12 protein-coding genes and 1 pseudogene are annotated in these 13,824 nt (G+C 63.1%); 7 read left to right on the plus strand and 6 right to left on the minus strand.

Translation table 11 applies throughout. From position 1 onward, the window contains the following. From T281_RS07145 to hslV, 3 genes and pseudogenes are all read right to left on the minus strand, one after another. Window positions 1–359: pseudogene (locus tag T281_RS07145) on the minus strand (SHOCT domain-containing protein); the annotation flags it as partial. An 84-nt stretch (window positions 360–443) separates the two neighbouring features. Continuing rightward, window positions 444–1,757 carry an ATP-dependent protease ATPase subunit HslU gene (gene hslU, locus T281_RS07150; protein WP_037236471.1) on the minus strand — a complete coding sequence of 438 codons (1,314 nt, stop codon included), beginning with the start codon at window positions 1,755–1,757 and terminating at the stop codon, window positions 444–446. Next, complete coding sequence (hslV, locus tag T281_RS07155) at window positions 1,750–2,322, minus strand: ATP-dependent protease subunit HslV (protein ID WP_013419633.1); 573 nt, start codon at window positions 2,320–2,322, stop codon at window positions 1,750–1,752. The genes hslU and hslV overlap by 8 nt, the downstream gene beginning before the upstream one ends. 92 nt (window positions 2,323–2,414) lie before the next feature. Here hslV and hisB point away from each other — a divergent pair, with 92 nt between their 5' ends. The 3 genes from hisB to hisH are packed head-to-tail and all read left to right on the plus strand — an operon-like array spanning window position 2,415 to window position 4,159. Next, on the plus strand, window positions 2,415–3,008 hold the full coding sequence (hisB, locus tag T281_RS07160; RefSeq protein ID WP_037236473.1) for an imidazoleglycerol-phosphate dehydratase HisB: 594 nt from the start codon (window positions 2,415–2,417) through the stop codon (window positions 3,006–3,008). Between the two features lie 19 nt (window positions 3,009–3,027). Continuing rightward, window positions 3,028–3,507 carry a DUF2628 domain-containing protein gene (locus tag T281_RS07165; protein ID WP_037236476.1) on the plus strand — a complete coding sequence of 160 codons (480 nt, stop codon included), beginning with the start codon at window positions 3,028–3,030 and terminating at the stop codon, window positions 3,505–3,507. A 1-nt stretch (window position 3,508) separates the two neighbouring features. Next, on the plus strand, window positions 3,509–4,159 hold the full coding sequence (gene hisH, locus T281_RS07170; RefSeq protein WP_037236479.1) for an imidazole glycerol phosphate synthase subunit HisH: 651 nt from the start codon (window positions 3,509–3,511) through the stop codon (window positions 4,157–4,159). Here hisH and T281_RS07175 read toward each other — a convergent pair. Further along, window positions 4,122–4,493, minus strand: coding sequence for a hypothetical protein (locus T281_RS07175; RefSeq protein WP_037236489.1), 372 nt, complete (start codon window positions 4,491–4,493; stop codon window positions 4,122–4,124). The two genes, hisH and T281_RS07175, sit on opposite strands and share 38 nt — an antisense overlap. Before the next feature lie 137 nt (window positions 4,494–4,630). On the opposite strand from T281_RS07175, the gene hisA reads away from it, so the two are divergent. From hisA to T281_RS07195, 4 genes are all read left to right on the plus strand, one after another. Further along, a complete protein-coding gene (gene hisA / locus T281_RS07180; RefSeq protein WP_037236492.1) occupies window positions 4,631–5,362 on the plus strand; it encodes a 1-(5-phosphoribosyl)-5-[(5-phosphoribosylamino)methylideneamino]imidazole-4-carboxamide isomerase in 732 nt (243 codons plus the stop codon). Between the two features lie 187 nt (window positions 5,363–5,549). Next, window positions 5,550–6,854 (plus strand): DUF3108 domain-containing protein, encoded by a 1,305-nt coding sequence (locus tag T281_RS17570; RefSeq protein WP_162173133.1) that lies wholly within the window; start codon window positions 5,550–5,552, stop codon window positions 6,852–6,854. A 163-nt stretch (window positions 6,855–7,017) separates the two neighbouring features. Further along, window positions 7,018–10,470: a helicase-related protein gene (locus tag T281_RS07190; RefSeq protein WP_037236495.1), complete on the plus strand. Its 3,453-nt coding sequence runs from the start codon at window positions 7,018–7,020 to the stop codon at window positions 10,468–10,470. Beyond that, on the plus strand, window positions 10,467–10,778 hold the full coding sequence (locus tag T281_RS07195) for an RNA-binding S4 domain-containing protein (protein ID WP_037236498.1): 312 nt from the start codon (window positions 10,467–10,469) through the stop codon (window positions 10,776–10,778). Before T281_RS07190 ends, T281_RS07195 begins: the two co-directional genes overlap by 4 nt. Window positions 10,779–10,882: 104 nt before the next feature. Here T281_RS07195 and T281_RS17575 read toward each other — a convergent pair whose 3' ends face one another. Together T281_RS17575 and T281_RS07205 are read right to left on the minus strand one after the other, a co-directional pair. After that, a complete protein-coding gene (locus tag T281_RS17575; RefSeq protein ID WP_052037215.1) occupies window positions 10,883–11,680 on the minus strand; it encodes a class I SAM-dependent methyltransferase in 798 nt (265 codons plus the stop codon). A gap of 113 nt (window positions 11,681–11,793) precedes the next feature. Continuing rightward, a complete protein-coding gene (locus T281_RS07205) occupies window positions 11,794–13,161 on the minus strand; it encodes a replication-associated recombination protein A (RefSeq protein WP_037236501.1) in 1,368 nt (455 codons plus the stop codon). Window positions 13,162–13,824: the final 663 nt, after the last annotated feature.

The raw sequence follows: 13,824 nt of genomic DNA on the forward strand, positions 1-13,824 counted from the left end.
TGATATTGCGACTGCCCGTAGCCGCCCGACTGTTGCTGCTGATTCGAATAATTCTGGTTGGCGTAGGGCTGCTGTGGCTGGGGCGCGAAGATGCCCGGCTGCGACATCAGGTTCGACAAGTCGTTGCAGAGGTTGTCGACCGTGATCTTCGCCGAGTTGTTGAACATGTCGCCAACCATGGTCATGCCGCCGCGCATCCACTGGCCGCCGCCGCCAAACTCGGAGAGGTTGAACTGTGCCATGCTTCCGCCGCCGCGAATGACGGCGTCAAACATGATCTTCACGGAGTCGATGGCGATCTGATAGCGGTCGGCGATGGCGGCGACGAGGCGCTCGCCCTCGGGCGTAAGGTTTGTCATTGCGGCGTCTCCCTTTAGCGCATCCGCGCACGCATGTTATTTTGGCCTTGGACAAGACTTGATCACGCTCTTCTCGCGCAAACGCTACAAAATGAACTTCGAAAGGTCCGCGTTCTTCGCGAGATCGCCCACCTGCGTCTTAACATACGCCGAGTCGATAACGAACTTCGTGCGCGCCTTGTCGGCGGCCTCGAAGCTGATTTCATCCAGCACACGTTCCATGACAGTTGAAAGACGGCGCGCGCCTATGTTTTCGACGTTCGCGTTTACTTCCACCGCCACATCGGCGATGGCGTCGATGGCGTCTTCGCTGAACTCAAGTTCCACGCCCTCGGTTGCCATCAGCGCGATGGATTGCTTGATGAGGCTCGATTTCGGCTCGCGCAGGATGCGGCGGAAATCGTCGCCCGTCAGCGCCTGAAGCTCGACGCGGATCGGCAGACGGCCCTGAAGCTCCGGCAACATGTCGGACGGTTTCGCCACGTGGAACGCGCCCGATGCGATGAACAGGATGTGGTCGGTTTTCACCGGGCCGTATTTCGTGCTGACAGTCGTTCCCTCGATCAGCGGCAACAGGTCGCGCTGCACGCCCTCGCGGCTGACATCGGCGCCGAGCCGCTCCGAGCGCGCGGTGATCTTGTCGATCTCGTCGAGAAAGACGATGCCGTTTTCCTCAACCGCCGTGATGGCGTCCTGAACCACCGCCTCGTTGTCGAGCAGCTTGTCGCTCTCGTCGTTGATAAGCACCTCGTAGGAATCGCGCACGGATAGGCGGCGCGTCTTGGTGCGCTGGCCGAACGCTTTGCCGAGCACGTCGTTGAGGTTCATCATGCTGATGGACGAGCCGGGCATGCCGGGGATCTCGAAGCCACCCACCCCGCCGCCGGTATCGGCCACCTGAACCTCGATCTCCTTTTCGTCGAGTTCGCCGTCGCGCAGTTTCTTGCGAAACGCATCTTTCGTGGCGGGGCTGGCGTGCTGCCCGACGAGCGCCATCAAAACGCGTTCCTCCGCCAGAAGATGCGCCTTCGCGCGCACTTCCTTGCGTTTCGTCTCGCGGACGAGGCCGATCGCGCTTTCCACGAGGTCGCGGATGATCTGGTCGACGTCACGGCCGACATAGCCGACTTCGGTGAACTTTGTGGCCTCGACCTTCAGGAACGGCGCGTTGGCGAGCTTGGCGAGGCGGCGCGAAATCTCCGTCTTGCCGACGCCTGTCGGGCCGATCATGAGGATGTTCTTCGGCAGCACCTCTTCGCGCATGTCGTCCTTGAGCTGCTGCCTGCGCCAGCGATTGCGCAGCGCGATGGCGACGGCGCGCTTCGCGGCGTGCTGGCCGACGATGTGGCGGTCGAGTTCAGAGACGATTTCACGCGGGGAGAAATTGGCGTCAGTCATTGGACGGCAGGCTTTCGACGATGATGTTGTTGTTCGTGTAAACGCAGATGTCGGCGGCGATGGCCATGGCCTTGCGCGCGATGTCCTCCGCCGAAAGGTCGGTATCGAGGAGCGCGCGCGCGGCGGAGAGCGCGTAATTGCCGCCGGAGCCGATGCCCATGATGGCGTGCTCGGGTTCGAGCACGTCGCCCGTGCCGGTAAGGACCAGCGTCGCGTTCTTGTCGGCGACGATCATCATCGCTTCGAGGCGGCGCAGATAGCGGTCGGTGCGCCAGTCCTTCGCGAGATCGACGCAGGCGCGCACGAGCTGGTCGGGATACATTTCGAGTTTGGATTCGAGGCGCTCGAACAGCGTGAATGCGTCGGCGGTCGCGCCCGCGAAGCCGGAGATCACGTTGCCCTTGCCGAGCGTGCGGACCTTTTTCGCATTGGCCTTGATAACGGTCTGGCCGAGAGACACCTGTCCGTCACCGGCGATGACCACCCGGCCGCCCTTGCGAACGGTAAGAATTGTGGTGCCGTGCCAGCCTGTGGGGTCGTGAGGGGATTGCGCAAAATGCGTCATTTGTCGTACCTGCTTTATCGAGCGGATATGGCGCGCGGGTTTAAACCGTCAAGAAGCGGCTTCGCTTGCGCAGCCTGTAGAGGATCGAGACTGTGAGAAAAGCGCGGATCGAACGGAAGACGAAGGAAACCGGGATCGCTGTCGAGGTAAATCTGGACGGAACCGGCGCTTTTTCAATAGCGACGGGCGTCGGCTTCTTCGACCATATGCTGGAGCAGCTTTCGAAGCACTCCCGCATCGACATCGCGCTTTCGGCCGAGGGCGACTTGCATGTCGACCAGCACCACACGGTTGAAGATGTCGGCATCGCGCTCGGTCAGGCGATTGCGCAGGCGCTGGGCGACAAGTGCGGCATCGGCCGCTACGCACACGCCTACCTGCCGATGGACGAGACGCTGACGCGCGTCGCGCTCGATATCTCCGGCCGCCCCTACCTGATCTGGCGCGTGAAATTCCCGACCGAGAAGATCGGGCAGATGGACACGGAGCTTTTCCGCGAGTTCTTTCAGGCGCTGGCGCAAAATGCCGGGATCACGCTTCACATCGAGACGCTCTACGGCGAGAATGCGCATCACATCGCCGAAAGCTGCTTCAAGGGCTTGGCGCGGGCGCTGCGTGAGGCCATTCTGATCGACGAGGCCGCGCGCGGCGAAATTCCATCGACGAAAGGGCAGCTCGGCGGGTGACGTCGCGCTGGAACCGCCCATGATCATCTACACCGTGCACGAGCCGCCGCACTCCACCGGCAATGTCGAGGAGCGCTCCGAACGCATCGTCTTCGTGCGGGAGGGCTTCACGTTCTGGGGCTTTCTTTTTGGCCCGTTCTGGCTTCTCTGGAACCGCCTCTGGCTCGAAGCCATCGCTGTGGCGGCGCTGGCCGCCGGGCTTTACGCGGTGCTGATGCAGCTCGGCGTCGGCGACCAGACAGCCGGGGTCGTCAATCTGCTGGTGGCGCTCATCATCGGCTTCGAGGGCAACGACCTCATCCGCTGGCGGCTTCAGCGCAAGGGCTACACCTTCATTTCCTCCGTCGCCGGACGCGACCGCGAGGAGTGCGAGCACCGCTTCTTCGCCGCGTGGATGCCGCCTGTCATGGCGGTCGGCGGCGGGAGAGCTTCTGGCGCCGTGCGGGGCGACTGGCGAACGCCGCATTCCGTTGGCACCTGGCCGGAGGCGACAGCCTGACATGAGCGTCGCAATCGTAGACTATCAATCGGGAAACCTGCATTCAGCGGCCAAGGCGTTTGAACGCGCGGCGCGTGAAGGCGGCTTCGACACCGAAATCCGTGTGACATCCGATCCCGAGGCCGTTCGCCGCGCCGACCGCGTGGTGCTACCCGGCGTCGGCGCGTTCGGCGACTGTTATCGCGGGCTGTCGGAAACGCCCGGCATGATCGAGGCGTTGAGAGAGGCCGTGTTCGAGCGCGGGCGGCCGTTCTTCGGCATCTGCGTCGGCATGCAGATGCTGGCGGATCGCGGGCTGGAGCATGGCGAGCACAGGGGGCTTGGCTGGATCGGCGGTGAGGTGGATCTCATCGCGCCATCGGACCCGCGCCTCAAGATCCCGCATATGGGGTGGAACACGCTCGACATCGCGCGCCCCCATCCGCTGCTGGAAGGCATTCCCGGCGGCGACGAGGGCTGGCACGCCTATTTCGTGCATTCGTATCACTTCAAGCCGACGGACGCCGCGGACGTGGTGGCGCGTACGGATTACAGCGGACCTATCACGGCGCTTGTTGCGCGCGACAACATCGCAGGCAGCCAGTTCCATCCGGAGAAAAGCCAGAAGCTCGGCCTCAGGCTGATTTCAAATTTCTTGCGGTGGCGGCCTTGAGGTGACGCGACGCCTTCCCGTTGCGGCTGAAGATGGCGGTGAGGATCTGGCTTTTCGACCGCGCGTCGGCGATCTGCGAGACCTTCTCGCCGCCGGCTTCGCACGTGTTGAACGCGGCCACTTCCTCGCCTGCCTCGCAGACAAGCACGCGATCCCGAAACGTCAGTTCCTGCATCAGCGCCGCGCGAATTTCCGTCGCCGTCGCATCGGTGCGGATGAGCCAGACGCCCGTCATCGGGTGTTCCCAATCCGTTGCGAGCCTGCGGATGCAGTCGGCAGCCTTGATGGCGCGCCTCTCCCGGTGAAACTCGCAGCAGATGAGATAACGGCGCATCGCACTCTCTTCGAATAACTCGGTTTGAACGGGGCCTCTCCGGCTGATACTAAAGGAAAGCCGAAGCGTCCGGTCAAAGAAAACAGCCTGCGCACGTGGTATTGTTCCACGTGGGTTTAATCTTGGGGACAACTTGAATGATTCTCTATCCCGCTATCGATCTCAAAGACGGGCAATGCGTACGCCTGAAACAGGGGCTGATGGATCAGGCCACGGTGTTCAACGACGACCCGGCGGATCAGGCGCGGCAGTTCCAGACGCAGGGCTTTTCCGCGTTGCATGTGGTGGACCTGAACGGCGCGTTTGAAGGCCGCTCGGTCAATGCCGACGCTGTGACGCATATTCTGGCGGCGGTCACGATCCCGGTGCAACTCGGCGGCGGCATCCGCACGCTGGAAGGTGTGGCGCACTGGATCGACCGGGGCGTGTCCCGCGTGATCCTCGGCACGGCGGCGGTGCGCGATCCCCATCTTGTGAAGGAAGCTTGCGCGCGCTTTCCGGGAAAGATCGCGGTCGGCATCGATGCGAAGGATGGCCATGTGGCGGTGCAAGGCTGGGCGGAGACGTCCGATCTTTCAGCCGTGGACCTCGCCCGGCGTCTTGCCGATGTGGGCGTCGCCGCGATCATCTACACCGACATCGCGCGCGACGGCATGCTGACGGGCCTGAACCTCGAAGCGACGGCCGAACTCGCCCGCGCCGTGCACATTCCGGTGATCGCGTCGGGCGGGCTGGCTGGCATCGCCGACATCGAAAAGCTTCTGTCCCCGGCCCATGCCATCATCGCGGGCGCTATTGCCGGGCGCGCGCTCTATGACGGGCGGCTTGACCCCAAGGCAGCGCTTGCGCTTATCGGCGGACAATCATGATGCCGATTGAGACGCAAGCTTCGCCTCATCTAGCGGGGTTATCAATCGTGGTGTCGGGTGCTTCTTATGCCCCGCTCCACCCTTGTTTCGGCCACGCCAAGACTTCTGCAACACATAATTGACGAAATCCGCCACTACCGGCAAAGGGAGTGGCAAAATGATGCCTGCGAAAGGAAGAGCCTCCTTAATGGCAAAGCGACCGTTGCTTAGCAGCGATTGGGCGAGTCCCGCTGCCGTTGTCTTCCTTTTGCTCCTGTTTTTCGCCTTTGTTTCCATAGCCAGGGCGCGCGCGGAGGAGACGCCGCAAGGCAGCGTCGCCGCGTCGGACGCTCCGTCCGAGAAAAAAGCCGAAGAGAAAAAGCCGGAGGCTCCTCTGCCTTCTGAGAGGGCCGAAGCTCCTCAGCCCGCGGAAAAAAAATCCGAAGCCGCGCATTCGGCGGAAAAAAAAGCCGAGGCCTCGTCCGATGCCAAGCCCGAGGCCGACAAGTCGCAGCCAAAAGCGGCGGACGTCCCTGAAGCAAAGCGGCCGTCCCAGCCGAAGTCGGCCGATGGCCCCGAGCCGAAGCGGCCGCCTCAGACGAGCGCTTCCGGCAATGGCAAGACGGGAGAAACGCGTCCATCGGAAAAAGCCGTCGACAAGTCTTCCGCCGACCGTGCTTCCGAAAAGGCTGCCGATCAGCCGAAAGACCTGACGCCAAAGATCGACGGCGGCAATGGCGGACTAGCAGTGCGCGGCTCGACAATCAACGCGCTCTACCGCATCCATTGGATCGGCGCGCATATTGGCGATTTTCGCATTCGCTCGTCGATCACGAACCGCCAGTATTCCTTGCAGGCCGACGCCAACATCAGCGTTTTCTTCGGCAGCGTGAGCTGGCAGGGCGTGACATCGAGTAGCGGCCTCATGACGGCCAACGGCCCCGTCCCGCAAAGCTACATGTTCCGCTATCAGACGGGCAATCGCGGCGAGACGGTGGAATTGCGCTTCCAGCAGAAGATGGTGCGCGACATTCTGATCAACCCGCCCGCGCGGCCGGGCGCTCGCAATGCGCCGATCACGGCGGCTCATTTGCAGAATGTCGTCGATCCGCTGAGCGCGCTTGTGCTTCTTTCGCAGGCGCGGCTTGCGAAAAACGCGGGCGAAGGCGCCTGCAACAAGCGCCTGCCGATCTTCGACGGCAAGATCCGTTACGACCTCGTGCTGTCGCCGAAGGGGACGCGATCCGTCTCCGGGGCTGGCAAACTCAGTGGCACGGCCTATGTCTGCAACGTGCGCTATGTCCCGATCGCGGGCTATAAGCTGGGCAAAGCCGGGGGAAGCGATTATGCAACCGGAAATACCGGTATAGAAGTTTGGCTTGTACCGTTGCCGGAAGCAGGTTTAATAGTACCCTACTACGTGCATGTGCCGACCCCCGCAGGCACCGCTTCCCTGGTAACAGCGACATTCAACGTGGAAACGGCCGGGGGGCGTCACGCACTCGCCGAGTGAAGAGGGGACAAACACGGGCTACCATTCGCGACGATAGGCTGAGCTGCCAACGAAATCAGGGCCGGCTCGCTTTATTGCCGCAGGCGCACCTCTTCGCACACGCCTTGCGCCGAAGCCTGATACATAATCACCAACAGCGTGCGGTTTATCAGAAAGTCCGCTCATGAGCGCATCAACGCAGACGGCTTCCATCAAGCCATCCCAGTCCCGTCATGTTACGGCGGTGCTGGGTCCGACGAATACCGGCAAGACGCACCTCGCAATCGAGCGCATGCTCGGTCACGAAAGCGGATTGATTGGCCTGCCGCTCAGGCTTCTCGCGCGCGAAGTCTATGACAAGATTGTCGCGCAGATCGGTCCGCGAGACGTTGCGCTCATCACGGGCGAAGAGAAGATCAAGCCCGAACGCCCGCGCTATTACGTCTGCACCGTCGAGGCGATGCCGCGCGATGTGGAGGTGGACTTCCTAGCCGTCGACGAAATCCAGCTTGCCGCCGATCCCGATCGTGGGCACGTCTTCACCGATCGCCTGTTCCATTCGCGCGGGACGAGCGAGACATTGCTGCTCGGCGCCGCGACGATGACGGACGCGATCCGCGAACTCATTCCCGGCGCGAACTTCATCGCACGGCCGCGCCTGTCGAAGCTGACCTACTCCGGCCAGAAGAAGATCACGCGGCTGCAAAGCCGCTCCGCCATCGTGGCGTTTTCCGCGAACGACGTCTACGCCATCGCCGAGTTGATCCGCCGCCAACGCGGCGGCGCGGCCGTGGTGCTTGGCGCGCTCTCGCCCCGGACGCGCAACGCGCAGGTCGCGCTGTATCAGAATGGCGACGTGGATTTCATCGTCGCGACTGACGCCATCGGCATGGGCCTCAATCTCGACGTGGATCATGTCGCCTTTGCGGGCACCCGCAAGTTCGACGGGCGAAACCACCGGGACCTCACTCCTGCGGAGATCGCCCAGATCGCTGGTCGCGCCGGTCGCCACCTGAACGACGGCACCTTCGGCGTCACCGCCGATGTCGAACCCTTCGATCAGGATGTCGTCAACAAGCTCGAAAACCACGATTTCGAGCCGGCAAAGCTGCTCCAGTGGCGCAACACTCGCCTCGATTTCGACAGCGTGGACCGGCTGAAGGATAGCCTGCGTCAGTTGCCCGACCATCCGCGCCTCACGCGCGTGCGCACAGCAGACGACGTCGAGGCTCTCGACCTCGCCGCAAGCGATCCGCGCATCGCCGAACTCGCGTCCGGTATCGGCTCGGTGAAGCGGCTTTGGGATGTCTGCCAGATACCGGATTACCGCAAGGTAGGCCCGAGCCAGCACGGCGAACTCGTCGCCACCCTCTACAAGCACATCATGACCGGCGAAGGCCACATCCCGGAAGATTGGTTCGCCCAGCAGGTCGAACAGGCCGACCGGACCGACGGCGACATCGACACGCTGTCGAACCGCATCGCGCATATCCGCACGTGGACGTTCGTCTCGAACCGCTCCGAGTGGCTCAATGATCCCGAGCAGTGGCAGGGCAAGACGCGCGAGATCGAGGATCGGCTCTCCGACGCCCTGCACGAGCAGCTGACGCAACGCTTCGTCGACAAGCGCACGAGCGTGCTCATGAAGAGCATGCGCGACAAGGACAGCCTTTTCGCCGAGATCGAGAAGGATGGCCGCGTCGTCGTCGAGAAGCACTATGTTGGCAAGCTCGAAGGCTTCTGCTTCACGCCCGACCTCGAAGCCACATCCGGCATCAACGGCAAGGCCGCGCGCAACGCCGCCGCCAAGGTGCTGGTGCACGAACTCGCCGCCCGCGCGGATCGTCTCGCCGCCGCCCCGGATACCGGCTTCACGCTGACGCGCGAGGGGCGGATCGTCTGGGAAAATCAGGAGATCGGCAAGCTCGCGGCAAGCGACGATCCGCTGAAGCCGACTTTCGCGCTCAACTCGGACGAGCATCTCGCTGCCATCGACAAGGAAAATATCGGCAAGCGCGTCGAGACGTGGCTTCAGCATTATATCGAGGTGCGCCTCAAGCCGCTGGTCGAGATCGCGAAAGCCGAGGAAATCACAGGGCTTGCGCGAGGCATTGCGTTCCGGCTGCGCGAGAATTTCGGCATTCTGAAGCGCGACACCGTGGCTGATGAGATAAAGACGCTCGATCAGGACGGCCGCGCCCAGCTTCGGAAATATGGCGTTCGCTTCGGCGCGCATCACATCTACTTCCCGCTGCTGCTGAAACCGGCGGCCGCCGACCTTCTGTTGCTGTTCTGGCTCCTGAAGAGCGGCGCGGAGCATAATCTTACGCCGGGTTCCATCGGGGATGCGCCGCGCCAGGGGTTGACCTCGGTGCCGAAGACAGCCGAGGTGCCGGAGGCGTTCTATCGCGCGGCTGGTTTCCAGGTGTGCGGACCTCGCGCCGTGCGCATCGACATGCTGGAGCGGCTCGCCGATATCGTCCGTCCGCTCACGACGTGGAAGCCCACCGACACTAACGCCGAGCCACCGGCTGGCGCGGCGGGCGGCGGAGCATTCCGTATACGGCCCGAGATGATGTCCATCATGGGCTGTTCGGCCGAAGAACTGGGCGCGATCCTCGAGTCGCTCGGCTTCCGCCGCGAAAGGCGACCGATCAAAAAGGCTCCGGCCGCCGAGATCGCGCAGACATCGACAAGCGTGGCTTCGCCGGACGAAGTTGCGACGGGCACATCAAGCACTGTCGTGACGGAAGCCGCCGCAGAGGCGCCGGTTATCGAGACGGAAGGCGAAATCAAGCCGGAAAGTGCGCCGCAGGCCTTTTCGCAGGTCGAGCATGAAGACGCCGCACCCGTAGAGCCTGCGCAGGAGGAAGCCGTGGAAGCGGCCGCCGCCGAGGCACAGGACGTGGCAGAATCGAACGCAGCTGCTCCCGCATCTGTCTCCGCCGCTTCGGAAGCAGCCTCCAGCGAACCCGCCGCCGCTGACGATGCGGTGCCTGCCGAGCCGGAGTTTGAGGAAGTCTGGCGTTTCCGTCGTCCGAAGCCGAAATTCGAGCGTGGCGAAGGGCAAGGCGACCGCCGTTCGCAGCATCGCCGCCACGGTGCCGCAGGTCAGGGCGATCGCGGTGGTCAGCGACAGCCGGGAGAACGCGGGCCGCGTCCGCGCTCCGACACTGCGCAGCAACCGGCAATCGCCGTCGGCACGGACGCACCCGCCGCACAGACTGAGGGCGGCGCAGCGGCGATCGGCGACCGTGCGCCGCGGCGCGATTTCTCGCGGGACCGGAGCGGGCCGCGCGATCAGAACCGCGAACGGGGCGACCGCAATCGCCAGCCGCGTTCCGATGGCAACCGTGACCGCCCGCAAGGCGCACGTCCGGGCGAGGCGCCTCGCGCCGACAATGCCGAACGCCGCGCGAGCGGCGGCCAGCCGAACAGGCCACAACATCAACGGTCCGACCGGCCGAACGACCGCAATCGGGACTCGCGGCCTCCGCGTCCGCAGGGCAGACAGCAGATCGCGGCGAGCGCCGCGCCGAAGCGAGCGTCCGGCGGAGTCGATCCTGATTCACCCTTCGCAGCGCTGAGCAAACTCAAGGAGCGCCTCGAAAAGCAGACCGAGGATCAGACCGCTTGACGGCATCGGATGAGCAGCGCCTCGACAAGTGGCTCTGGCACGCGCGGTTCGTGAAATCGCGCAGCCTTGCCGCGAAGCTGATCGAGGAAGGCTGCATCCGGGTCAACCGCCAGCGCGTCGTGAAAGCCGCGACCTGCATCAAGTGCGGCGACGTGCTGACGGCAAGCTTGTTCGGGGATGTGCGCGTCATCGAGATACGCGGAATCGGCGAGCGGCGGGGGCCTCCCGAGGAAGCCGCCGCGCTTTACTGCGAGCGGCTGGCGCCGTTGTCGTCAACCCCCGCAGACGGCGAGGGCGGCGAGGCATGAGAATGGACGCGCCGCCCGATTCGACGCAAGCCGATCAGCGTATGACCTCCACGACGGAGATGTCTACACTCATGGCGCGCTTCGGCTTCCGTAGGATCGCGCTATTAATCATTGGCAAAATACCGGAGTTCTGAGCGGGTCTTACGGATCGCTACCTGGTTCGTGACGAAGATCACTTCGTAGTCGCCGCGATACATGTCGAGGAACTGTTCGATCGCAGGTTTGGCGACCATTCCGGAATAGGGCTTGAAGGACCAAATATAGTCATCCCAGATCAGGATGCCTCCGACTTTCAATAGCGGCCATGCCATAAGTGAGTCGAGCATCACATGCCGATAGAAATGACACCCGTCGACGTAGATTACGTCGAAGCTCTCGGCCTGATCTTCGAATGTTGGAAGCCAGCGGAGCGAGGTTCCCTTCAGAACGCGGACCCTGTCGCAGATAGGTTGGATGTTGCCGAGGAACCGCTTTTCCAATTCCGACACTTGAACTGCGGTGTGCTCGTCACTTCCACCGAATGGATCGATGCAGGTCAGGCGCGCATTTGGAAAGAGCGATGCCGCAAAGAGTGCTGATCGTCCCTCGAAAGAGCCGATCTCAAGATACTCGCCGACGTCGTTTGCTCCCTCCTTCAAAAAATGGCTCCAGGCGCCGCGGGTGCCGAACCAGTCCTCGCTTAGCGTGGCCTGGTTAAACACGCCCTCATCGTCGACAACCGACCATTGCCAACTGCGGGACGCCGCTTCTTGCAATACATCATTGAGAGCCCTTGAGGCAGCCTTCACCGGGGGGAGCACCGGTCGGCTCATCTGTCCCCGCATTCGCCTCAGAACACGATTTGGATAGGCGATATTCTTGAAATCGCGCAAATATTTGTTTACTAACGTCTTTTTTCCCATAGCTCCACCCGAGGTGCCCTAAAAATTATCTATAAAATTATCGATAGCGGAAGCACGGAATGAATACAACCCATCTTAATGAAGGTTGCAGTTAGCGAGTCTGCCATCGGAGTTTACCCCATCCCCCGCCGCGCGACCTCGCGTCGGACCTCCGCCCAAGCGCGCAATCGCTCCTCAATGCGCACCTCATAGCCGCGCCCGCCGGGGTGATAGAATTCGGCGCGGTCGAGCCCGTCCGGGAAGTAGTTTTGCCCGGACACTCCCTCTTCCGTGGCGTGGTCGTAGACATAGCCCGCGCCGTAACCCTCGCTTTTCATGAGCTTCGTCGGCGCGTTGAGGATGTGCTTCGGCGGCGGCAGCGATCCGCTTTCCTTCGCGTAGCGCATCGCCGCGCCGTAGGCCTTGTATGCCGCGTTCGATTTCGGCGCGGTCGCGAGATAGACGACGCATTGCGCGAGCGCGAGTTCGCCCTCGGGGCTGCCGAGGAAGTCGTATGCATCCTTCGCGGCGTTCGCCTGCACGAGCGCGTTCGGATCGGCAAGCCCGATGTCCTCCACCGCCATGCGCACCATGCGTCGCGCGAGATACAGCGGCGTCTCCCCGCCATCGATCATGCGGCAGAACCAGTAGAGCGCCGCGTCCGGGTCGGAGCCGCGCACCGCCTTGTGCAGCGCGCTGATGAGGTCGTAATGGCCGTCGCGGTTCTTGTCATAGAGCGGCGCGCGGCGCTGGACGATCTCGGTGAGTTCGGCGGTGTCGATCGGATGCGACGGATCGCGGCCCGTGGCGAATACGTCTTCCGTGAGGTTGAGCGCGGTGCGCCCGTCGCCGTCCGCCATGCCGATCAGCGCGCCGCGCGCGTCCGGCGTCAGCGGCAGCGTCTTGCCCAGCACGCTTTCCGCTCGTGCGAGAAGCTGCTCGATGTTGTCGTCCGTCAGCCGCCTGAAGACGAGCACCTTTGCGCGGGAGAGAAGCGCGCCGTTGAGTTCGAAGGACGGGTTCTCGGTCGTCGCGCCGATCAGGATGATGGTGCCGTCCTCGACGAAGGGCAGAAATGAATCCTGCTGCGAACGGTTGAAGCGGTGGATCTCGTCCACGAAAAGGATCGTGCCCTGTCCGAAGCGCTGGCGATCCTTCGCGGCGTCGAACACCTTGCGCAAATCCGCCACGCCCGAAAAGATCGCCGAAATCTGCTCGAAATGCGCGCCCGCGCCCTTTGCCATGAGCCGCGCGACGGTGGTTTTGCCCGTGCCGGGCGGTCCCCAGAAGATCATTGAGCGCGGAGCCTCGCCATCCGCGATGCGCCGCAGCGGCCCGCCTTCGCCGAGGAGATGCTCCTGCCCGATCACGTCGCCGAGCGAGGCCGGTCGCAGCCGGTCGGGGAGCGGACGCGAGGCCAGCACTGCGGGCGACGGCGGCACGCTTTCGAACAGCGTCGCGCCTTCAGTCGGTGCGGATGAGGAGGAGCGCGGTTTGGCCATGTCTGTCACCGGTGGGAGTTCGGCTGAACTCGGTTCGCTTTGCGGGGCTCGCGTGCGCTTTTCTGAAGATGGCATTGGGACGCGGAGTTTGGAACGGCGTGTCTCTCGCGATCATCATCGCCGGGCGACGGTAGCCGCGTCAATGCGCGCCCGAGATTTGACGCGCCAGCGCGGGCCGAAACGCCGTCTTTTATGCTGGCTCACGCATTCGGGGGCCATCGCTTGGCGACGGCCCCCGATCTCTGTGCCGGACGCGCTTTCGTCACGCCAACCGGCATCCACTTCACTCGAAAAACGCTCCTGTCGCTGGCGCGCAAACGTCCGCTCGCAGGCACGGCACAAGACCGGCCCTTCGAGAGGCCACCAGCGAAAAGGCTGCCGCCGCATCCCAGTCGCGGGGATGCTCCCCGCTAAGCGGCAGTAGGAGGCTTTCGCATTCGGGAACGGCACTGTCGCACGGTTGCAAAGTGCCTTGTGCTTGTTGCTTCAACCCGAACTAGCACCCATCTTGTGGCATCACCGCGAGCTTAACAAGACGCCAGTCGCCGCTGTCTACAAGCTGGGGAAATGTGTCCGGCAATCGCTGCAACCTGTCTACATGCGGGATGGCAGCGTCTCGCTTACGCTCCTATAGCGCCCTGTTATTACGAGATATTTTAGCCC

Source organism: Rhodomicrobium udaipurense JA643 (assembly GCF_000636015.1).
Lineage (GTDB): Bacteria > Pseudomonadota > Alphaproteobacteria > Rhizobiales > Rhodomicrobiaceae > Rhodomicrobium > Rhodomicrobium udaipurense.

Excerpts from the sequence above, each read along its gene's own strand:
- hslU (WP_037236471.1), bottom strand. The coding sequence starts at position 1,757 with ATGACTGACGCCAATTTCTCCCCGCGTGAAATCGTCTCTGAACTCGAC.
- hslV (WP_013419633.1), bottom strand. The coding sequence starts at position 2,322 with ATGACGCATTTTGCGCAATCCCCTCACGACCCCACAGGCTGGCACGGC.
- T281_RS07165 (WP_037236476.1), top strand. The coding sequence starts at position 3,028 with ATGATCATCTACACCGTGCACGAGCCGCCGCACTCCACCGGCAATGTC.
- hisH (WP_037236479.1), top strand. The coding sequence starts at position 3,509 with ATGAGCGTCGCAATCGTAGACTATCAATCGGGAAACCTGCATTCAGCG.
- T281_RS07175 (WP_037236489.1), bottom strand. The coding sequence starts at position 4,493 with ATGCGCCGTTATCTCATCTGCTGCGAGTTTCACCGGGAGAGGCGCGCC.
- hisA (WP_037236492.1), top strand. The coding sequence starts at position 4,631 with ATGATTCTCTATCCCGCTATCGATCTCAAAGACGGGCAATGCGTACGC.
- T281_RS17570 (WP_162173133.1), top strand. The coding sequence starts at position 5,550 with ATGGCAAAGCGACCGTTGCTTAGCAGCGATTGGGCGAGTCCCGCTGCC.
- T281_RS07190 (WP_037236495.1), top strand. The coding sequence starts at position 7,018 with ATGAGCGCATCAACGCAGACGGCTTCCATCAAGCCATCCCAGTCCCGT.
- T281_RS17575 (WP_052037215.1), bottom strand. The coding sequence starts at position 11,680 with ATGGGAAAAAAGACGTTAGTAAACAAATATTTGCGCGATTTCAAGAAT.
- T281_RS07205 (WP_037236501.1), bottom strand. The coding sequence starts at position 13,161 with ATGGCCAAACCGCGCTCCTCCTCATCCGCACCGACTGAAGGCGCGACG.